Annotated in this window: 19 protein-coding genes; 4 read left to right on the forward strand and 15 right to left on the reverse strand. The window is 64.2% G+C overall.

Features of this window, described 5'->3' with window-relative positions; all coding sequences use genetic code 11:
* Positions 1-15 precede the first annotated feature (15 nt).
* Positions 16-990, forward strand: coding sequence for a tripartite tricarboxylate transporter substrate binding protein (locus KW843_RS22385; RefSeq protein ID WP_218297361.1), 975 nt, complete (start codon positions 16-18; stop codon positions 988-990).
* 271 nt (positions 991-1,261) lie between these two features.
* On the opposite strand, the gene KW843_RS22390 is transcribed toward KW843_RS22385, so the two are convergent.
* The 4 genes from KW843_RS22390 to KW843_RS22405 all read right to left on the reverse strand — a co-directional run bounded on the left by KW843_RS22390 (position 1,262) and on the right by KW843_RS22405 (position 4,968).
* On the reverse strand, positions 1,262-1,555 hold the full coding sequence (locus KW843_RS22390; RefSeq protein ID WP_218296161.1) for a DUF4148 domain-containing protein: 294 nt from the start codon (positions 1,553-1,555) through the stop codon (positions 1,262-1,264).
* A 260-nt stretch (positions 1,556-1,815) separates the two neighbouring features.
* Positions 1,816-2,811: a tripartite tricarboxylate transporter substrate binding protein gene (locus tag KW843_RS22395; RefSeq protein ID WP_218297362.1), complete on the reverse strand. Its 996-nt coding sequence runs from the start codon at positions 2,809-2,811 to the stop codon at positions 1,816-1,818.
* A 103-nt stretch (positions 2,812-2,914) separates the two neighbouring features.
* Positions 2,915-3,781: a MaoC family dehydratase N-terminal domain-containing protein gene (locus tag KW843_RS22400; RefSeq protein ID WP_218297363.1), complete on the reverse strand. Its 867-nt coding sequence runs from the start codon at positions 3,779-3,781 to the stop codon at positions 2,915-2,917.
* A gap of 14 nt (positions 3,782-3,795) precedes the next feature.
* Positions 3,796-4,968, reverse strand: a complete 1,173-nt coding sequence (locus KW843_RS22405; RefSeq protein WP_218297364.1) for a CaiB/BaiF CoA-transferase family protein — start codon at positions 4,966-4,968, stop codon at positions 3,796-3,798.
* Between the two features lie 124 nt (positions 4,969-5,092).
* Between KW843_RS22405 and KW843_RS22410 the strand changes: the two genes are divergently transcribed.
* Positions 5,093-5,986: a LysR family transcriptional regulator gene (locus KW843_RS22410; RefSeq protein WP_218297365.1), complete on the forward strand. Its 894-nt coding sequence runs from the start codon at positions 5,093-5,095 to the stop codon at positions 5,984-5,986.
* Positions 5,987-6,011: 25 nt separating this feature from the next.
* Here the strand turns inward: KW843_RS22410 and KW843_RS22415 are convergent, their stop codons facing one another.
* The 6 genes from KW843_RS22415 to KW843_RS22440 form a co-directional block, all read right to left on the reverse strand.
* Positions 6,012-6,431, reverse strand: a complete 420-nt coding sequence (locus KW843_RS22415) for a LysR family transcriptional regulator (RefSeq protein WP_218297366.1) — start codon at positions 6,429-6,431, stop codon at positions 6,012-6,014.
* A 126-nt stretch (positions 6,432-6,557) separates the two neighbouring features.
* Positions 6,558-7,865, reverse strand: a complete 1,308-nt coding sequence (locus tag KW843_RS22420; RefSeq protein ID WP_218297367.1) for a glycerate kinase — start codon at positions 7,863-7,865, stop codon at positions 6,558-6,560.
* Positions 7,862-8,824: a D-2-hydroxyacid dehydrogenase gene (locus tag KW843_RS22425; protein ID WP_218297368.1), complete on the reverse strand. Its 963-nt coding sequence runs from the start codon at positions 8,822-8,824 to the stop codon at positions 7,862-7,864. The genes KW843_RS22420 and KW843_RS22425 overlap by 4 nt, the downstream gene beginning before the upstream one ends.
* A 122-nt stretch (positions 8,825-8,946) precedes the next feature.
* On the reverse strand, positions 8,947-9,915 hold the full coding sequence (locus KW843_RS22430; RefSeq protein ID WP_218297369.1) for a tripartite tricarboxylate transporter substrate binding protein: 969 nt from the start codon (positions 9,913-9,915) through the stop codon (positions 8,947-8,949).
* A 38-nt stretch (positions 9,916-9,953) separates the two neighbouring features.
* Positions 9,954-10,805, reverse strand: coding sequence for a CoA ester lyase (locus KW843_RS22435; protein WP_218297370.1), 852 nt, complete (start codon positions 10,803-10,805; stop codon positions 9,954-9,956).
* A 4-nt stretch (positions 10,806-10,809) separates the two neighbouring features.
* The gene (locus KW843_RS22440) at positions 10,810-12,027 is read right to left on the reverse strand and encodes a CaiB/BaiF CoA-transferase family protein (protein ID WP_218297371.1); all 1,218 of its coding nucleotides are present in this window, start codon (positions 12,025-12,027) and stop codon (positions 10,810-10,812) included.
* Between the two features lie 87 nt (positions 12,028-12,114).
* On the opposite strand from KW843_RS22440, the gene KW843_RS22445 reads away from it, so the two are divergent.
* Complete coding sequence (locus KW843_RS22445; protein WP_218297372.1) at positions 12,115-13,050, forward strand: LysR family transcriptional regulator; 936 nt, start codon at positions 12,115-12,117, stop codon at positions 13,048-13,050.
* Positions 13,051-13,090: 40 nt separating this feature from the next.
* Here KW843_RS22445 and KW843_RS22450 read toward each other — a convergent pair whose 3' ends face one another.
* The 5 genes from KW843_RS22450 to KW843_RS22470 all read right to left on the reverse strand — a co-directional run bounded on the left by KW843_RS22450 (position 13,091) and on the right by KW843_RS22470 (position 18,271).
* Complete coding sequence (locus tag KW843_RS22450) at positions 13,091-14,605, reverse strand: carboxylesterase/lipase family protein (protein WP_218297373.1); 1,515 nt, start codon at positions 14,603-14,605, stop codon at positions 13,091-13,093.
* Positions 14,606-14,656: 51 nt separating this feature from the next.
* A complete protein-coding gene (locus tag KW843_RS22455; RefSeq protein WP_218297374.1) occupies positions 14,657-15,619 on the reverse strand; it encodes a tripartite tricarboxylate transporter substrate binding protein in 963 nt (320 codons plus the stop codon).
* A 90-nt stretch (positions 15,620-15,709) separates the two neighbouring features.
* Positions 15,710-16,111: a VOC family protein gene (locus KW843_RS22460; RefSeq protein WP_218297375.1), complete on the reverse strand. Its 402-nt coding sequence runs from the start codon at positions 16,109-16,111 to the stop codon at positions 15,710-15,712.
* Between the two features lie 8 nt (positions 16,112-16,119).
* The gene (locus KW843_RS22465; protein WP_218297376.1) at positions 16,120-17,100 is read right to left on the reverse strand and encodes a hydroxymethylglutaryl-CoA lyase; all 981 of its coding nucleotides are present in this window, start codon (positions 17,098-17,100) and stop codon (positions 16,120-16,122) included.
* Complete coding sequence (locus KW843_RS22470) at positions 17,093-18,271, reverse strand: CoA transferase (RefSeq protein WP_218297377.1); 1,179 nt, start codon at positions 18,269-18,271, stop codon at positions 17,093-17,095. The genes KW843_RS22465 and KW843_RS22470 overlap by 8 nt, the downstream gene beginning before the upstream one ends.
* Positions 18,272-18,383: 112 nt before the next feature.
* Between KW843_RS22470 and KW843_RS22475 the strand changes: the two genes are divergently transcribed.
* Positions 18,384-19,295 carry a LysR family transcriptional regulator gene (locus KW843_RS22475; RefSeq protein ID WP_218297378.1) on the forward strand — a complete coding sequence of 304 codons (912 nt, stop codon included), beginning with the start codon at positions 18,384-18,386 and terminating at the stop codon, positions 19,293-19,295.
* Positions 19,296-19,313 lie beyond the last annotated feature (18 nt).

The following is a 19,313-nucleotide window of genomic DNA, read 5'->3' on the forward strand; positions in this document are numbered from 1 at the left end:
AAAAGGAGACAACCGATGACGAAGACATTCAAGCTATCTCGCGTTCTTGCCGGCCTCGTGATGCTGGCGAGCGTGGCGGCCCTTGCGCAAGGCAAGGACTATCCCCACCGTCCCATCAAGCTCTTGCTTCCCTTGTCCGCGGGCAGCGGCGGCGACGCCCTGGGCCGCCTGGTCGCCGAAGCGATGGGCAAGCGCTTGAACGGATCGTTCTTCGTTGAAAACAGGGTGGGGGCCGGCGGCACCATCGGGGCCGCCCAGGCGGCCAAGTCGCCGAGCGACGGATACACCATCACGATGGGAGGCATGACGTCCCACATCATTGCGCCGGCCGTCTATGCGAAGCTGCCCTACGACCCCGTGAAGGACTTCACTCAAATTGGCCGCATCGGTACCGCAGGGGTCGTGGTGGTTTCCACGATGGCATTTCCCGCCAAGGACCTCAAGGGGCTGGTCGCGCACTCCAAGACCCTCGACAAACCGCTTCAGTACGCGACCTGGGGTCATGGTTCCACCGGTCACCTGTGTGGCGAAGTCATGGTTCAGAAAGCGGGAGCGAAATTCGACCACATCCCCTTCAAGTCTTCGTCCGACCTGGTCACAGGCCTTCTGGGCAACCACATCAACGTGGCGGTGCTCGACATGGGCACCGCGTCGCCCCTCGTGAAAGCAGGCAAGATCCGGGCGCTGGGCATCTGCGGAACACGCTCGCCCAGCATGCCGGACGTGGGGACCTACCCGGACCAAGGCATTGATTTCAAGAGCGAGCTCAGCTGGGTGCTGTTGGCCCCCGGGGGGTTGCCGGCGGAGTTGACGCTCAAGCTCACGGAGGCGCTGAAAGAATCGTTGGCGGACAAAGGCGTTGCGGACCGGATGCTGGAACTCGGAATACAGCCGGCCTACCTGCCGCCAGCGCAACTGCGCCAGCTGATGGCCGAAGACGTGGCAACCTGGAAGCAGGTGGCGGAAGCCGCGAACGTGCTGCCAAACTGAGCGCCACGCCCACATTCCTGCCAAGGCGGCGGATGCGGGCCGATTCTGCGAGTTGGCTCACTCGCGGGAAGCTGGGGACCACGGCGCAGGAGCGGTCACCGCACTCGCGGCCTATCGCCGCTGGCAAGGATGCGCTGCACCAACAAAAAGGGCTCCCAAAGGGAACCCAGTTTGCTTGTCATCAGTGCGGGTCTGTTCAAAACACTCCCCATGGCAGCGGCACCCGCGAAGTGCCGCCACCATGGGAAGGCCCGCAACTGCGTCAATTCAATTACATGGCGCTGAATTCGCCCGAAGGGATCTGGCCGGTGCGCACGGCTTCGGCAGCCTGGGCACGCACGGCGGCGCGGTCGGCAGTGGACTTGTAGGTCACCACACGCGAACCGGCGGGCTCGATGGAGCGGGTCTGTGCCACGGTGGCGGCTTCGGCGGCCACTTCGGCGCGCGTGCGGTTCGTCTCGAACTTGGTGGCGAACTGCGAAGCATCGGCTTCATCGGCCTGGGCACCGAAAGAAGCGAAAGCAGCCACAGCGGCGATGGAGAGGAAACGTGCGGTCGTGTTCATGATGAAAATCCTTGAAGTTAAAAAAGCGTCTCAAAAAAGCCGGGACAAAAACCATTTCTGAACCGGGTTCGGTGAGTCGCCTTGCGGGTTCGGCTCATCGATGGGTTGAACTGTACGCCTGGGGTATCCAAAGAAAAACCACCTGGTCGCGAACTAACTGTTCCAGTATTGAGAACAATCGAAAAGGAGCGCAGCTCCCCAGACCATTCTCAACAGCAAGCCGAACATCAACGCCTCGCCCTCCCATGTCCAGGCCCGCCTCAGTCGAGGGACACACTGGCGCTCTTGACGATGGCCTGCCAGCTTTTCAGGTCGTTGGCCAACAAGGTGGCCAGTTCTGCCGGCGTGGAGGCGACGGGCTCCGCACCTTGTTCTTTCAAACTCCGCACGACGGCGGGGTCTACCAGCACTTCGTGAAGCGCCTGGTTCAGGCGGCCAAGGATCGGGGCAGGCAGCCCCTTGGGCGCAAAGACGCCGAACCAGGAGTCCACGACCATGTCTTTCAGGCCGCCCTCCCTGGCGGTGGGCAACTGAGAAAAGACAGGGGATCGCTGAGCGCCGGTGACGGCGATCGCTCGCAACTGGCCCGATTTGATGAAAGGCAGCGCGGTGGGTATGGTCGAAAACATGACCTGTGTCTGGCCCGCCATCAGATCCGTGAGCGCGGGAGCGGCGCCTTTGTAAGGCACATGGGTCATGGAAATGCCGGCCTGCTGCGACAGCATTTCCCCCGCGAGGTGAAAGATGCTGCCGGGCCCGGCCGAACCATAGTTCACCTTGCCCGGATGGGCCTTCGCATAGGCCACCAGTTCAGGCAAGGTCTTGATCGGAAGTGTCGGGTTGACGACCACCACGTTGTTGACACGCGCCACGAGCGACACCGGATCGAAGCTGTTCACGGGATTCCAGGACAGCTTTTTATACAGCGATGGATTGATCGCATTCGTTCCGTTGTAGCCCATCAGCAAGGTGTAGCCATCGGCCTTGGCGTTGGCGACTGCCGCCGCGCCGATGTTGCCGCCAGCACCGCCACGGTTGTCGACGATCACGGGTTGGCCCAGCTTCTTGCCCAAACCATCCGCCACGATGCGGCCGAGGATGTCGGTGGTCCCACCCGCCACGAAGGGCACCACGAGGGTGATGGGCTTGGTGGGGTAGTCCTGCGCACAGGCAAGTTGCGTGGCGAGCGGCAGTGCAACTGCCAGAGCGGCCTTGGCAGTCGCGGCGAGAACGGATCGGCGAGATGTAGCGGGCATGGTTGTCTCCTATGGATGTGTATGGATGTGTATGGATGTGGCGAGTCCTCGGGCCGCCAGGGGCGGCCCGTGCTCGGGTTTTCGCGAAAGTGGGAAAGGTCGCCTAGAACGACGCCTCGGCCTGCATGGACACCGCGCCGTCCGGCTGCGCAGTCCACAGCGTCAGGCCGTCGCCGCTGGGCGCCGCATTGACGGTCAGCGGGGTGCCAAGCAGGTTGGGCTGCACGCCGCGGTAGCGGAATTGCCGGAGCGGCCGTGTCCCCAGTCGTGCCGCCAGCTCCGCCAGGAGGGTGGCCTGCAGCGGTCCGTGCACGACCAGGTTGGCGTAGCCCTCGATGTTGCGGCAGTAGTCCAGGTCGTAGTGGATGCGATGGCCGTTGAAGGTGAGTGCCGAGTAGCGGAACAGCACCGTGGAGGTCGCCTCGAAAGGTTCGCTGTGGCTCGGTGCCGGCATGGCCACCGCGGCGGCGCGCGTCGTGCCAGGCGGCGTGGGTTGCTTGTAGACGATGTCGTGGTCTTCGGTGATCGCCACCGTTTGGCCATCGAGAATCTCGTGCCGCACCGTGACGAAAACCAGGTCGCCGCTGCGGCCGCGCTTGTGCTCGACCGAGGTGATGGCGGAGCGCTTGCGCACCGTAGTGCCCAGCGCCACCGGTGCGTGGAACGCGAGGCGACCGCCTGCCCACATCCGGTTCGCCAGGGGCACCGGAGGCAAGAACCCGCCCCGGGCCGGATGGCCATCGCGGCCGAGTTCGCTGGCGGGAAGCCCTTCCAGGAAATACAGCCAATGCCACAACGGCGGCAGCGGCGTGCCTTCGGCGAATTGCGCCTGCGGCAGCCCCAGCGTTGCGGCCATGAGGCGGGCATGGCGTACCGACAGCGTGTCTTCTGCGACAGACTCCCGGCCCATCCAGGTTCGAAGGAAATCCAGATCGATGGCGCTGCCATCCGAGGTGTTCAGTGTGCTCATGGAGTGATCTCGTGTCATGCGGCAAGGAATTCGGCGCGCACGGCGGCGCCGTGCTGGTCCAGACCTGGCGCGGCCGTGAAGCGCCCGCTGTCCCAGGGGGCGCGGACGGGCGGTGCGACCAGGTCGAGTTCCTTGTCGCCGACAGCCATGGGCCAGGTGCGCAACGCGGGGTGCCGGGCCATATCGGCAACGGATCGCACCTGGCCGTAGGCGGTGTTGGCGACCTGCAACTGCTGCAAGGCCTGCGCAAGATCCAGTTCAGCGAACCTCTGGGCGATGAGTGCGTTGAGTTCCAGGCGGTTCTGCACACGCAGGTAGTTGCTGCTGAAACGCTCGTCCTGCGCCAGCGCGCCCTGCCCCAGGAAGGATTCGCAGAAGTTGCGCCATTCGCGCTCGTTCTGGATGCTGATGACCACGCTGCCACCATCGCGCGTGGCGTAGGCCCCGTAGGGGGCAATGGAGGGGTGCTGCAAACCCTGGCGCGTGGGAGCGCCGGCACCGTAGATCGCGTGCACGTAAGGCACCGTCATCCAGTCGGCGGCGCCATCGAAGAGCGAGACGGAGATGCCGCAACCCTTGCCGGTGCGTGCGCGTGAAGCCAGGGCGGAGAGGATGCCGATCGTCGCATTGAGGCCGGCACCGATGTCGCAGATCGACACGCCAATGCGACCGCACGCCTCGGGGGAGCCAGTGATGCCCGCCAGGCCGCTCTCGCATTGCACCAGCAGGTCATAGGCCTTGAGCGTGCTGGCGGGCCCCTCGGCGCCATAGCCGCTGATGTCGCAGGTGATGAGCCGGGGGTGGCGCACGCGCAGTGCGTCGCTGTCGAGCCCGGCGCGGGCCAGCGCCCCCGGAGCGAGGTTCTGCACGAAGACATCGGCCTTCGCCAGCAAGGCGTCGAGCACCGCGCGGTCATGCGGCTGCTTGAAGTCCAGCGCCACGGATTCCTTCCCGCGGTTGGTCCAGACGAAGTACGAGGCCTCGCCGTTGGCCGCACGGTCGTAGCCACGCGCGAAGTCGCCTTCGGGGCGTTCGATCTTGATGACCCGTGCGCCCATCTCGGCCAGCCTGCACGTTGCGAGCGGTGCCGCCAGGGCTTGCTCCATGGCCACGACAAGAAGACCTTCGAACGGTTTTTTTGAAGGGGCGGTCGACGCCAAGGAGGTTGAAAGCAGTTCGGTGTTCATAGGCCGAAGTTTCAAACTCTGCGCCTCTGCCAACAAGCGAGTTTTTCCAAACCCAGCCTTCGTCTCGCGCGAACGCTCTTTGTACATACTAGGCGCTACTGAAGCTCCTGTGCGGGATCAATTCATGCGCTACGACTTGATGGATCTGAGAGTGTTTCTGGCCGTGGCCGATGCACAGAATCTCTCCCGCGGCGCCGCCCGCTGTTTTCTGGCACCGTCTTCAGCCAGCCTGCGCCTCAGGGAGCTTGAGGAAGCCGTCGGGACACCACTCTTCAAACGCCATGCCCGCGGAATGGAACTCACGCCGGCTGGAGCCGTCATGCTGGAACACGCCCGCCGGTGTATTGCTCAGCTCGAACAGATGCATGCCGACCTGGCGCCATTCGCTGATGGAATTCGAGGCCACATCACCCTGTTCGCCAACAACAATGCCATCAGCAGTCACCTGCCTGGCGATCTGGCGCGATTCTTCGCGCGCCATCCATCGGTGCGCATCACCCTGGAGGAGCGGCCGAGCCTGGACATCGTGACAGCCGTCATGGCAGGGCGCGCCGATCTCGGGGTCGTGGCCGTCGAACAACCGCACTCGGAACTGCGCTACCTGCCTTACCGAGAAGACGAACTGATTTTGCTCGTGCCACGTTCCAGCCCGCTGGCGGGACGCGGCAGCATCAATTTCGGCGCGTGCCTGAGTGAGCCTTTCGTCAGCCTTCAGTCCGGCATGGCCCTGCACACATTTCTGGCCAATCACGCGGTGGCGCTGGGCGGCAAATTGGATATCCGGGTGCAGGTATCGGGCTACCGCGCCATCGCGCAGCTCGTGGCCTCCGGGGCTGGCATCGGCGTCGTGCCACGCTCAGCGCTCCAGGATGCTGACCTGCAGCACCTGGCAGTGCTTGATATCAAGGAAACCTGGGCCATGCGCCATCTGCAGATATGCCTTCGGGAGCAGACCCTGCGCAGCCCTTTCGTTGCGCAGTTCATCGACACACTGTGCGAAGGAAACGCAAGCTCCTGATCACGGGCACCCGGCGGCCACGGGTTCATGCATGCTGGACACTGTCCAAGCGACTGCTCAATGTGACCTGGCGGTGGCCAGCCCGGCCGCAGTTCTCATGGATGTTGCCGGAAGGCCTTGGCGCAGACACGGCGTCAGCGACCATCTGGTCCAGTTTCACGAGCAGCTCTTGCGAAGTGGTTGCGACGATGTGCCCGGCATCGGTCGGTACCAGCCCCCCCTTGCGGCGATAGAAGAGCACAACGCCCAGGCGCTCCTCAAGAATCCTCAAGCGACGGCTGGCACACATGACCGACATGTGGCACAGCGGAGACGCATGCCTCAACGAACCTGTTTGCGCGCAGGCGACCACCAGCCGCAGGGACAACAGGTCCAGCCGAGCCATGTTGGTGGAGGGCGCCGACACCTTCTTCACCGATGCGACTTCATTCGCATTGCGCGACATTCACGCCGCATCCAGGGCTGTTTCGCGGGCAGCGCGCATGCATGGCGCCTGGCGCGCGCCCCACGCCGAAAATGCGGATGGCATATCTCATGGCTCCGTTCAACGGGAAAGGGCACTCCAGGACCTCTACAGAATCAACAACGCTCGGAAGTCATTGACATTGGTATGGGTGGGCCCGGTGACGAAAAGATCCCCGAGCGCCGAGAAGTAGCCGTACGCGTCATTTCTCTCCAGGTGATCGGCCAGCGTGAGGCCAGCCCCGCGGCCACGGGCGATCGTGTCGGGCATCACGAAGGCCCCCGCGTTGTCTTCAACACCATCGATTCCATCGGTGTCGGCTGCCAGCGCCCAAACGCCTGGCTCCCCCTGAAGAGCGTGGGCTAGCCCCATGCAGAACTCTCCCGCTCTCCCACCTCGGCCACGCAGGCTGCCAGCAGGTTGGGACCTGACCGTGACCGTGGTCTCTCCGCCAGAGAGCAGCAGCAACGGGCTCGTTCTGGAGTTGCCATCGCGCAGGGCATATCTTGCCAACGCAGCATGCACTTTGCCTACCTCCCGCGACTCGCCCTCGATGTCGTCGGAGAGGATGCGCGTCTCCATGCCCAGGCGGCGCGCTTCCTCGGCGGCTGCCAGCAATGATTCGTGGGGCGTGGCAATGAGGTGCACGCTGTTCCGCGCAAAACGCTTGTCTCCCGGCTTTGGGGTTTCCAGCTTTCCCTCGGCCAGGGCTGCGTGGACCGCCTCAGGCACCGCGATGGAGTAGCGGGCCAGGATGTCGAGTGCGTCACGACAGGAGGTGGCGTCCTCCACCGTGGGGCCGCTGGCGATGACCGAAACGTCGTCGCCGGGCACGTCGCTGATCGCGAGGGTGACGACCTGCGCGGGCCAGCATGCCGCAGCCAGCTGCCCGCCCTTGAGGCGCGACAGGTGTTTGCGGACACAGTTCATCTCCCGGATGTCGGCGCCACTTTCCAGCAGCTCCTTGTTGATGCGTTGCTTGTCGGCCAGATCGAGTCCGGCGACCGGGAGGGTGAGCAGCGCCGAGCCACCACCCGATATCAGGCAGACCACGAGGTCGTCCTCGCAGAGGCCCCGGGTCATTGCATGGATGCGCACGGCGGCGGTCCGGCTTGCTTCGTCAGGTACGGGATGAGAGGCTTCCATGATCTCTATGCGTTCCGGCAATCCCTTCGGGCGCGGCGGGGTGTGGCCATATCGCGTGACCACCAGCCCGCTCATTGGCGCACCCTCGGGCCACGCCGCCTCCAACGCGTGCGCCATCGCCCCTGCTGCCTTTCCGGCTCCCAACACCAGCGTGCGGCCTTTCGGGGCAGGAGGTAGATGGGCCGCCAAGGTCTCCGACGGCTGTGCGCGCCGCACCGCCACCCTGAAGAGGCGCTCAAGAAGCGCTCGGGGGTCGGCAATCGGGTTCACGCTGCAGTCCCCACCACGTTGACGGGCTCACCACGGACAAACGCCTCCAGGTTGTCGACGAGCTGGTCTGCAAGGCCCTGGATGGCTTCCTGGGAAGCCCAGGCGACGTGCGGGGTCAGGATGAAGTTCGGCAGGTCCAGGAGCGCCATGAAGGGGTGGTCGGCTGGCGGCGGCTCGGCGGAGACGACGTCGAACGCCGCTCCGGAAATCTGCCCGCCGCGCAGGGCGGCGGCCAACGCTGCCTCGTCCACCAGGCCGCCCCGTGCCGTGTTGACGATGAGCGGCTTGCGCGCCATCTTGGCGAACTCTTCGGCGCCCAGCATGTTGTGGCTCTGAGCGTTCAGCGGGCAATGGAGCGTGATGATGTCGGAACGCGCAAGGACGTCGTCGAATGGGGTGTAGAGGCTGCCCTGGCCAGAACGGCCCTTGAAGGCCGAGAAGAGCACCTTCATGCCGAGCGCGCGCCCGATGGCCGCCACCGCATTGCCAAGCACGCCGTCGCCCACGATGCCCAACGTGGAGCCGGCGAGGTCGCGCACGGGGTAGTCGAAGTAGCAGAACTGGCCTGACTGCTGCCACCGGCCAGCCTTCACCGATTCCCGGTAGGCACAGATGCTCCGCCGGAGCGCGAACATCAGCGCAAAGGTGTGCTCGGGAACTGTGTTTCCAGCGTAGTTGCGGATGTTGGTGACCGTGATGCCATGCTGGGCGCATGCCTTCAAGTCGATGTTGTCGGTTCCGGTGGCCGCCACGGCCACCAGCTTCAGCCTGGATGCCTGCTGCAGGGCCTGGGCGCCGAGCTTCACCTTGTTGGTGATGACGATGTCGGCGTCCGCGATGCGCTGCGCCACCTCGCCAGGCTGCGTGTTTTCGTAGCTCACGAGCTCATGCTCGAACAAAGGTGCGCGCAGAGTGGTGTCAGGGGACAGCGTGGAACGGTCAAGGAATGCAATCTTCATGGCGGTCCTGGCAGCGGCCAGCTTAGTAGTGGAGGCGAATAGGAATGTGGAAACGCAAAAATCAGCTGTCCCCCATTGCAGGGACAGCTGACGAGAGGGTCTACGTCGAGAGAGGCAAAGGTCTAGTCAACAACCGCCCCCGACGCCTTGACGATGGGTGCCCATCGGGCAATGTCTTCCTGCAGCAGCTGCGCAAGCCGTGTCGCCCCCCCGCTCAGCGGCTCGACGCCTGCAACCTTGAATCGCTCCAGCACATCGGGGGCGGCGACCGCGGCGGTGACCCATTGGGTCAGCTGGGATACCACGGGTGCTGGCGTGCCACGTGCCGCGAACAGGCCTACCCAGAGGTCTCCGACGTAGCCAGGAACCACTTCGCTGATGGAGGGCACGTCGGGAAGCGCGGGAGACCGCTTGGCGGAACTCACGCCCAGGGCGCGCAGCTTGCCGCTCTTGATGAACTCGATGCACGAGGGCAGGCTGGCGAAGGCCACGGGGACCTGTCCACCCATGACGTCGGTCAACGCAGGTGCCACACCGCGGTACGGAACATGCTGCAGCGGCACGCCCGTGCTCGTGGAAAGCATGGCCCCCAGGAGGTGGTTCAGCGAGCCGTTGCCCGCGGAGGCGTACTGAATCTCTTCCTTGCTGGCGCGAGCCACCTTGATGAAATCGGCCAGGTTCCTGGCGGGAAAGGATGCATTCACCACCAACACGTTGGGCACGACGCCCACGGGGGCGATGGGCTCGAAGTCCTTGACCGGGTCGAATGGCACCTTTTTATACAAGGCAGGGTTGATGGCCTGTGTGCTGCTGATGGTCAACAGCAAGGTGTAGCCATCCTTGGGCGCGCGCGCAGCGAAATCGGTGCCGATGTTCCCGCCGGCGCCGGGACGGTTGTCCACGATGATCCGCTGGTTGCTCAGCTCGCTCAGCTTCTGGGCCAGGATGCGGCCGACCGTGTCGTTGGTGCCACCGGGCGCCTGCGGCACGACGATGGTCACCGGCTTGGACGGGTATGTATCGGCAAAGGCATTCAAGCCCAGCAGGCCCGTTGCGGCCAGGACGCTGAACTCGCGGCGTGTTGGATTCATGGTTGTCTCCTGTATTTCTGGTGTGGGGAACGGGGTTCCTAGAGCTGCGCGAGCAGCTCCTGGGCACGGAGGTACACGGGCTTGTCGACCATGGCTTCATCGAGCTTGATGGCTCCTTCTCCGCGGGCGAACGCCTCGTCAAAGGCATCCACCACTCGCTGGGCCCGCTGGATTTCGTCGGCGGTCGGCGTGTAGCACTCGTTGACCACATCGACGAACTTGGGGTGCACGACGACGGCCCCCCGAAATCCCAGCCCGCGGGCACGCAGCACCACGGCACTGAAGTCCTCGGGAGTACCAAGCTCGGCAATCGATGCAATGAAGCCGATGGGTTGGATCCGGGCCGCACGTGCCGCGGTCAGGACGGCCATGCTGGGATAGAGCAATGCGTCGGCGGTCGGGAGGCCTCTGCAATCGAGCGAGTAGTCCTCACTGCCGAGCATCATCCCCATCACGCGGGGCGAAGACGCCGCGATGTCGTGGAGATGCGGCAAGGCCGCCGCGCTTTCAATCTGCAGGAGAAAGCGCACATGCCCCGGTGGCACCGACGCCGCTGCTTCCAGGTCCGTGACCATCTGCGCGATGATCTGAACGTCGCGTGCATGCTCCACCTTCGGGAGCACGATGATGTCCAGGCCGGGCAACACCGCGGATTTCAGGTCCACGACCGCGGTGAGCCAGTCGCCGTTGATGCGCACGGCGGCCAGCTTGTTCACCGCCTTCAGACGGCCCATCGAATCCGCGAGCCGCTCACGGGCAACCGGTCGCTGGGAAGGGTGGGTTCCATCCTCGAGGTCCAGGATGACAGCGTCGCTGGACTTGGTGACGGCGCTCCGCAGCAGCTTCTCATTGGCTGCCGGAACGAAGAGGAAAGAGCGGACAGTTTTCATGGCATCAAGTGGGTTGTGCGGCTGCAGCGGGACCTGCTTCGGCAGACGGCTTGGCGGCGCCAAACCAGGCGGTGTTGTCTTGGCCGAGCGCAGGCGCGCCGCGGCGAATAGGGGGGCGCTGCCCATTGATGCGGTAAGGCGCCGCATGGACGGATACCGTCCGGCCATCTGGAGCGACCTGGTCGACCAGAAGCTGGCTTTCGGCGATATAGGGATGCTCCAGCAGGTCCGCGATGTCACAGACCGGGCCGGCAGTGATGTCCCGCACCGCGAAGAACTCCAGCGCCTCCGGCAGCGTGAGTTGGGTGATGTGCCCCTGGATGAGCGCATCCAGGGCGTCTATGTTCTTCAGCCGCGCCTCATGGGAGGAAAACCGCGGGTCCTGAAGGCCTTGCGGGTAGCCGATGCCTTCGAACAAGCGGGCCAGCGTGCCCTCCATGCCGGCCGACAAGGCCACCCACTTCTCGTCGCGGGTCTTGTAGACGTTGCGCGGTGCATGGGTGGGCGAACGGCTGCCCGACCGCGGCGTCGACTTGCCCGTCAGCTGGAACTCCGCTGCCTGGGGCCCGAGGATGGAGAACAGCGGTTCGAACAACGACAGGTCAATCTCCTGGACCGATGCGTTCGCATTGCCACGCTGGCCATGGAGCGCGGCGAGCGCCAGCGCGGCGCCGTAGATGCCGGCCACGGAATCGGCCATGGCAAAGGGTGGAAGCACCGGCGGCAGGTCGGCGAAGCCATTCATGGCCGCGAAGCCGCTCATGGCTTCAATCAGCGAGCCGAAACCACCCTTGCTTGCAAACTGGCCCGTCTGGCCCCAGCCGGAGATGCGAACCACCACCAGCTTCGGGTTCAAGGCATTGAGCCGGTCCTTGCCGAGTCCCATGCGCTCCAGCGTGCCAGGGCGGAAGTTCTCGACCAGGATGTCGGCATCGGCCAGGAGAACCGTCAGCCTGGCCATGTCGTCCCCGGTGCGCAGGTTGAGCTCGACGCTGTCCTTGTTGCGGCTGTACGCGAGCCAGTAGGTGCTCATGCCTTCGCGCTGCCAGGCGCGCAGCTCGTCGCCCTTGCGCGGCGGCTCCACCTTGATGACCGTGGCGCCGAGGTCTGCGAGCACGTGGGTCAGCATGTTTCCAGACACCAGGCGCGAGAGGTCGACGACTTTCACCCCCGACAGGGGTTGCGTGCCGCCACGGGCCGAAGAGTGGTTTTGTGGGTTCATCAGTAGCTCCTGGGGCAAGTCTCTGTTTTCAGCTGATATCTGTAAAATACATTCGACATCTACTGGATATCGCAAAAATCAATATCAATGGAACTGCGCCAACTTCGGTACCTGATTGGGGTCTGTGAGGCGGGGGGCGTGCTGGCTGCGTCCAAGACCTTGCACGTGGCGCAGCCAGCGCTGAGCCAGAGCATTTCCTCGCTGGAGGGCGAGCTGGGGGTGCAGCTGTTCGTGCGGACGAACCGGGGAATGACCCTCACGGATGCGGGCCGCACCATGCTTGAACACGCGCGGGTTGTGCTTGCCGACATCGAGCGGGCCCGCAGTGCCGTTCAGCATTCGGCACTGGACATCCAGGGTGAGATGGCCGTGGGGTTGCCGACGACCGTGGCGCTGGTGGCAACGCTGCCCATCCTGCGCGCCACCAGGACGCGGTACCCGAAGCTGAAGCTCAAGATCATCGAGAGCCACAGCGGCTTTCTGGGCGAGTGGCTGCGCGCCGGACGGCTGGACCTGTCGGTTCTGTTCGTATCCGGCAATGAGCCGGCTTTCGAGTACCGCCTGCTTCTTGAAGAACGGCTCGCGCTGGTGACCACGCCCCAGGACACACCTGCCACCAGGGAGATTTCCTTGAAGTCTCTGGCCTCCCGCCCGCTCGTGCTTCCCGCCCAGGAACACGGGTTGCGCAGGATCATCGACAGGGTGTGCGCGGAGCATGGAGTGGAGCTGGAAGTGATTGCGGAGATTGACTCGCTGCCGAACATCAAGAAGGCGGTGCAGGAAGGCATGGCCAGCACCATCCTGTCGCCGGGCGCGGTTGCCGACGAGGTGCAGGCGGGCCACCTGGCGGTCACCACCATCACCCGGCCGCACATCCCGCGCCAAGTGGCATGTGCGACCTCGATGACGCGCCCCGTGACGCCGGCGACCGCGGCCATGATTTCGCTGGTGACCGAGGAAATGCGCTCGCTGGTTGAGCAAGGGCTCTGGCCAGCGGAGTGGATTGGCGACGCGCCTGCCTAGGCGGCCAGACAGCGGTGGGGATACCCCTTGCGCAGGTGCATCAGCGCCCCGCTGAGCTGAAGTGGTCGCGCACGAAGTCGATGCCCTTGCCGTTGTAGCCTGCGCGCAGGGCCGGACTGGCTCCAAACTCCATGTACGACTGCTCTTGGGCGCTGTACGGCTTCCAGGCACTCAAGCCCTGGCCGTTGGGGTCGCCGGTCTTTGCGAACTGCACCCAGGCATCCGCCATCGTTCTTGCGACGGTTGCATCGACAGCATTGAAGGGGCGGTTCTTCCCGCGGTGCGGTGACTGCAGGTTGTCGAAGACGAACTGCAGCTCATCCCCGTGGATGGGCATTGCCGCCGCCTCATTGCGATGGCGGGTGAACACGTAGCGGTAGCTTTTCAGTCCATGGTCCTGGTAACGCGCCAGCAGTTCCCGCGTGCCAAAGAGGTACTCCGTATCAGCGTAGAGGTCGGCCAGCGCCTGAGGAACCTTGTCGTCGCTGGCCACGGCGTACGCGGCCCAGGCTGCCTGCTCCCTGCCCTTGAAGGACTGCTGGACGAAGCCCTGGAAATCCGCCACGGTCTTGATGGACCAGTTGCGGGTGGCCCCGCCCCCCTCGTTCTCGTTGTTTCCAACAAGGATGGGGACCTTGGCGAACTTGCCGGTGGCGTACGCCTGGTAGTCGGGCGTCTTCACGGCGTAGCCATCGTTGATGATGCTCACCGGCCTTCCGGTGGCGAGAGACCGGCCAGAGGGCTGCTTTTTGAACAATTCCACGAAGTCGGTAGCAGGGAGCTTGCGCAGCGCGCCCAGGTCGCTGCCGAAACGCAGCCCGTACAGCTCCGCATCCTTCAGCGCCATCGTCGGGCGCATCACACCCACGCTCTGCATGATCGCCTTCTGGAACGTGCCCTGGGCCATGTCCGTGGTCATGAGCGTGCTGATGGCATGGGCGCCGGCGGATTGGCCCATCACGGTCACCCTGGCCGGGTCGCCACCAAAGGCCGCGATGTTCCGCTGCACCCACTTGAGCGCGGCCGCCTGGTCCATCAGGCCGTAGTTGCCCGAGGCCCGCTGGGGCGACTCCGCAGTGAGGTGGGGGTGGGCCATGAAGCCCAGCAGGCCGAGGCGGTAGTTCAGTGTGACGACGACCACGCCGCGGCGGGCAAGGGCTTCGCCATCGTAGGAGGGATGGGAGCCTGCGCCGTACGCGAACCCGCCACCATGGATCCAGACGATGACCGCCAGGCGTTCATCTTTGCGCCGGGCCGGTGTCCAGACATTCAGGTTCAGGCAGTCCTCGCTCATGCCACCGCGCTGCTCAGGGTACTCCTGCGGCTGGACGCAGTAGTCGCCGAACGAGGTGCTGTCGCGCACACCGGTCCATGGGGCGGCTGGCTGCGGCGGCTTCCAGCGCAGGTCGCCGGCGGGCGCGGCGGCGTAGGGAATGCCGTAGAACTTCTTCACGTCCGTGCCGTGGCCACGGACAACGCCCGACTCGGTCCGTACCGTGGCAAGGCCGGTGTCAGCGCCACCACCGGGGGATGCGCAGGAAATCAGGAGGCCCATGGACAGACCCGTCGTCAGTAGACGTAGTGCGAATTTCATGCCCTTGCCCCCTCACTCGGCTTTGATGTTGCCTTCGCGAACCACCTTGGCCCACGCGGCTGTTTCCTGGTCCACGAACTTGCCCAGTTCTGCGGGGCCCATGTAGGCGGCGAAGGCGCCCTGGTCTTCGATCTTTTTCTTGTAGTTGTCGCTCTCGACGATGGTCTTGATGGCTGCGGCGAGGCGGGCCGTGATGGCGGAGGGTGTCTTGGCGGGGGCGAAGACGGCGAACCAGCTTTCAACTTCGTAGCCGGGCAGCCCCGCCTCGGCAGCGGTCGGCACATTCGCAAGGGATGGATGGCGCTTGGGTCCCGCATACGCCAGGGCCTTCAACTTGCCCGCTTGCACCTGGCCAATGACGGATGGCGGCGTCGTGATGAACATGTCGACCTGGCCGCTGATGAGGTCGGTGATGACCGGACCAGCGCCCTTGTAGGGCACATGGGTCACAGGGACCTTGGACTGCTTGCCGAACATCTCGCCGGCAATGTGCTGAATCGAGCCATTGCCAGAAGATGCGTAGAACAGGCCCTTGGGATTCTTCTGGCCGTAGGCGATGAACTCCTTCAGGCTGTTGACCGGAAGGGTGGCACTGACCGCCACGACGTGCGGTGCGCGCATCACCAGCGCGATGGGCACAAAGTCAGAGGTCTTCCAGCGAATCTGCGAGAACAGCGCGGGGTTGCCCACGTGATAGCCCGAGTACTGGACCAGCAGCGTATGGCCATCGGCCGGTGCGCGGGCCGCAAACTCGGTGCCGATGTTCCCACTGCCGCCGGGCCTGTTGTCAACCACGACGGCCTGGCCAAGCGCCGTCTGCAGCTGCTCGCCAATCAGGCGGGCCACGATGTCGGTGGAACCCGCCGGGGCACTGGGCACCACGAGCGTGATGGGTTTGGAGGGGTAGGTTTCCGCGTGCGCAGCCCCGAACGCCGCGCACACCGCGATGCCCAGCAATGCATTTCTACGAATCATGTCTGTCTCCTTTTTTTGTGGAAAAAGCATCCCCATCCCGGGTGCCGTGAGGCCATCCGGGCTGAGAGGATCGGGGGAAGTGTTCGGCGGCTAGCCCGCAGGCGCCAGCTCAGAAATCTCGATGAGGTTCAAGTCGGGGTCGCGCAGGTAAATCGAGCGAATCCTGGAAGTGGCGCCCGTGCGCAGGACCGGGCCCTCGGCGATGGGAATCGAATGCTGCCGCAGGTGCTCGATGACCTGGTCGAGCGGAACCGATGCCAGGAAGCACAGGTCTAGCGCGCCGGGTACAGGCGTGTGGGCCTTGGGCTCGAATTCCCGCCCCTTCACATGCAGGTTGATTTTCTGGCTGCCGAACTTGAAGGCCCGGCGCTCCACCGGGGGCGTGCCACCGATGAAGGACTCCAGCTTCATCCCCAGTACTTCGGTGTAGAAGCGAACGCACTCTGTCTCGTTGGCAGTGGTAAGGACCAGGTGGTCGAGGTGGCTGATCATGGTGTGGACTACTTTGCAGATGCCGTGTTGCGAGCGATGGCACGCTCCCGGATTTCATCGAAGCCCGCCGGAGGCGCATGGCGCTTGAGGCGTTCACCGGCGCGGCTCACCTGGGCGGGGAGCTCGTGACCAATCAGCCGCTCCAGCTCGTGGGCCGCCTGGATGAGACCAGGAACATCGACACCCGTGTCGTAGCCCATCCACTGCAGCATGTGGACCACGTCCTCCGTGGCCACATTGCCGGACGCACCTGGGGCATAGGGGCAGCCACCGATACCGCCCAGCGACATGTCGAACTGGCGGATGCCAGCCTCGACCGCCGCAAGTGTGTTGACCAGGCCCATCCCCCGCGTGTTGTGGAAGTGGCCGGTGATGTTCAGTTGGGGATAGGCCTTGGCGACTGATTCGCAGATGCCATGGACCTGGGTGGGGTATGCCATCCCCGTCGTGTCGCAAAGCGTGACGCCCGTTGCACCCAGACCAACGAACTGACCCACCAGGTCCAGCACGGTGGCCTGCGGCACCTCTCCCTCCATGGGGCAACCGAACACGCAGGACAGCGAAATGTTCACAGGCACCTTGGCCGACAAGGCAACGGCAGCCACATCACCCAGCTGGCGCAGCGACTGTGGACGGGTCATCCTCAGGTTGGCCAGGTTGTGGGTTTCGCTGGCCGACATCACCAGGTTGAATTCGTCGACCCGGCACTCCAGGGCGCGCTCGCCGCCACGGACATTGGGAATCAACGCGGTGTACACAACACCGGGCTCGCGCCGAATGCGGTGCATGACGGCCTCGGCATCCCTGAGCGCAGGGATTGCGGTCGGCGAGGTGAACGAGGTCACTTCGATCTTGGAGTACCCCAGTCCACTCAGATGGTCCACCAACCGCACCTTGTCGTCGGTCTCTACGAACGCGGCCTCGTTCTGAAGGCCGTCGCGGGGGCCGACCTCATTGATCTTGAGCTTGATCGCCCTGCCCTCAAACATGGTGGGCCTCCTTCTCGCTGCGTGCTGGCCATCCTGAGGTTTCCGACAGGACGTGGGTGTGTTCTCCCAGCAGAGGCGCTGGATATGAAACACGTCCGGGTGTGGCGCTGAGCTTGGGAACGATGCCGGGTACCTTCACTCGCGTTCCGTCGGCGGTTTCCTGCTCGACAATCATTTCCCGGGCGATGTACTGGGGGTCGTGCACGATGTCCTCCACCGTGTAGACCTTGCCTGCAGGCACCTTGGCCTCGTCGAGCACGTTGAGCACTTCGGCCAGCGACTTGGTGAGTGTCCATGCCTCGATGGCGGCGTCAATTTCCTGAACCCGTGCGACACGGCCGTCGTTCTGGGCAAGTGCCGGTTCATGCTCCAGGTCATGCCGGCCTATGGCAGCCATGAGCCGTTTGAAGATGCTGTCGCCATTGCCCGCAATCAGCGCATAGCCACCATCAGAACACCGATAGGCATTGGTCGGCGCGATTCCTGGCAGCGCGCTGCCCGAGCGCTCACGCACAGCGCCGAAGGCGTCGTATTCGGGCACCAGGCTCTCCATCATGTTGAAGACACTCTCATAGAGGGCGACGTCAATCACCTGGCCTTCGCCGCCCCGGGCATCACGGTGGTAGAGAGCCAGCATGACGCCGAGGGCTCCGTGCATGGCGGACAGACTGTCCCCAATGGAGATGCCGCAGCGCACCGGCACCCGCCCAGGCTCGCCCGTCAGGTGGCGCAGGCCGCCCATGGCCTCGCCGAGAACGCCGAAGCCGGGCTTCTGCCTGTAGGGCCCCGTCTGCCCATACCCAGAGATACGCAGCATGATGAGCCTGGGATTGAGCGCATGCAGCGTCTCCCAACCCAGACCCCAGGCCTCCATGGTTCCGGGCTTGAAGTTCTCGATGACCACGTCTGCCTCGGTGAGCAGCGCACGGGTTGCGTCCTGGCCTTCGGGCGTGCGAAGGTCCAGTGCGACCGACCTCTTGTTGCGGGATTGGACCTCCCACCAGACCGAGGTGCCCTCCCGGAGCAGGCGCCATTTTCGCAGCGGGTCGCCAACCCCTGGCGGCTCTACCTTGATGACATCCGCGCCGAAGTCGGCCAGAGTCTTGCCAGCAAACGGGCCCGCAATCAGCTGCCCGAGTTCCAGTACCTTGATTCCGTGGAGTGCTTGCACGTTCGCCTTATCCGTTGTCTGTGGGGCAACTGTAGGAGGATCATTGCTGTCGTGGAATTGCTCATTTATGGCACGGTATTCGCGTTTTGCGAAACCTTCCTAGAATTGACCCATGCCCACGCTCATCAACCCCGCACGCGTTGACTTCGTCACCCTCAGGCTTTTTTGCGCAGTCGCGCAGGCGGGCAGCGTTACACGGGGGGCTGAAGCCTGCAGTCTCGCGGTCTCGGCCGCGAGCCGGCGGCTATCGGACTTTGAAAACGCTTCGGGAACAAGGCTCTTCGATAGAACATCCCGTGGAGTCCAACTGACACCTGCTGGCCACTTGGCAATGCAGCATGCACTTCGGCTTTTCCAGGGGTTCGAACAGTTCAGCAGCGAGATCCGGGACTACACCAAAGGGATACGCGGCCATGTCCGCCTGTGGGCCAACATGTCCGCACTGACGGAGTTCCTGCCTGGCTGCCTCTCCACGTTCATGGCCGAGTACCCCGACATCCATGTGGAGCTCGAAGAGCAACTGAGCGGTGACATCGTCCGCGCGGTGGTCGAAGGCGTTGCGGACATTGGCATATTCGCCGAGAACACGGCGGTCGGCGACTTGAACGTGGAGCGATTCCAGCAAGACCTTCTTGTGGCCGTTTGTGCGCACAACCATCCATTGGGAAAGCGGAAGCGGGTCAGCTTCAGGGAATGCCTGAAGTACGACTTTGTGGGCCTGAATCGTGGGAGCTCTTTGCTTGAATTGACCTCGCGAGCCGCAGAGCAATATGGCGAAGTGATGCGCGTTCGCGTGCAGGTCCGCAGTTTCGACGCGATGTGCCAGATGATCAACGCGAACCTCGGGATTGGAGTCTTGCCAGTTGCTGTCTTGAGAAATACGCAACCTCATCCACTCAAGACGGTCCATTTGAGTGAGCCGTGGGCCAGGCGCAACCTTCTCCTCGGAGTGTCGCCGTCCTGTTCAGCCGCGGCGGGACTTCTGCGAGACCACCTGAGGCTGTCCGCCGCGAGTTCCTCTTGAGAGCCGGCAGTGTGCACA

The organism is Acidovorax sp. sif1233 (assembly GCF_019218755.1).
GTDB lineage: Bacteria > Pseudomonadota > Gammaproteobacteria > Burkholderiales > Burkholderiaceae_C > Acidovorax.

Coding starts and splice junctions, on each gene's coding strand:
- KW843_RS22455 (WP_218297374.1), bottom strand. CDS start 15,619: ATGATTCGTAGAAATGCATTGCTGGGCATCGCGGTGTGCGCGGCGTTC.
- KW843_RS22410 (WP_218297365.1), top strand. CDS start 5,093: ATGCGCTACGACTTGATGGATCTGAGAGTGTTTCTGGCCGTGGCCGAT.
- KW843_RS22385 (WP_218297361.1), top strand. CDS start 16: ATGACGAAGACATTCAAGCTATCTCGCGTTCTTGCCGGCCTCGTGATG.
- KW843_RS22430 (WP_218297369.1), bottom strand. CDS start 9,915: ATGAATCCAACACGCCGCGAGTTCAGCGTCCTGGCCGCAACGGGCCTG.
- KW843_RS22425 (WP_218297368.1), bottom strand. CDS start 8,824: ATGAAGATTGCATTCCTTGACCGTTCCACGCTGTCCCCTGACACCACT.
- KW843_RS22475 (WP_218297378.1), top strand. CDS start 18,384: ATGCCCACGCTCATCAACCCCGCACGCGTTGACTTCGTCACCCTCAGG.
- KW843_RS22390 (WP_218296161.1), bottom strand. CDS start 1,555: ATGAACACGACCGCACGTTTCCTCTCCATCGCCGCTGTGGCTGCTTTC.
- KW843_RS22415 (WP_218297366.1), bottom strand. CDS start 6,431: ATGTCGCGCAATGCGAATGAAGTCGCATCGGTGAAGAAGGTGTCGGCG.
- KW843_RS22400 (WP_218297363.1), bottom strand. CDS start 3,781: ATGAGCACACTGAACACCTCGGATGGCAGCGCCATCGATCTGGATTTC.
- KW843_RS22405 (WP_218297364.1), bottom strand. CDS start 4,968: ATGAACACCGAACTGCTTTCAACCTCCTTGGCGTCGACCGCCCCTTCA.
- KW843_RS22435 (WP_218297370.1), bottom strand. CDS start 10,805: ATGAAAACTGTCCGCTCTTTCCTCTTCGTTCCGGCAGCCAATGAGAAG.
- KW843_RS22450 (WP_218297373.1), bottom strand. CDS start 14,605: ATGGGCCTCCTGATTTCCTGCGCATCCCCCGGTGGTGGCGCTGACACC.
- KW843_RS22465 (WP_218297376.1), bottom strand. CDS start 17,100: ATGTTTGAGGGCAGGGCGATCAAGCTCAAGATCAATGAGGTCGGCCCC.
- KW843_RS22440 (WP_218297371.1), bottom strand. CDS start 12,027: ATGAACCCACAAAACCACTCTTCGGCCCGTGGCGGCACGCAACCCCTG.
- KW843_RS22395 (WP_218297362.1), bottom strand. CDS start 2,811: ATGCCCGCTACATCTCGCCGATCCGTTCTCGCCGCGACTGCCAAGGCC.
- KW843_RS22460 (WP_218297375.1), bottom strand. CDS start 16,111: ATGATCAGCCACCTCGACCACCTGGTCCTTACCACTGCCAACGAGACA.
- KW843_RS22445 (WP_218297372.1), top strand. CDS start 12,115: ATGGAACTGCGCCAACTTCGGTACCTGATTGGGGTCTGTGAGGCGGGG.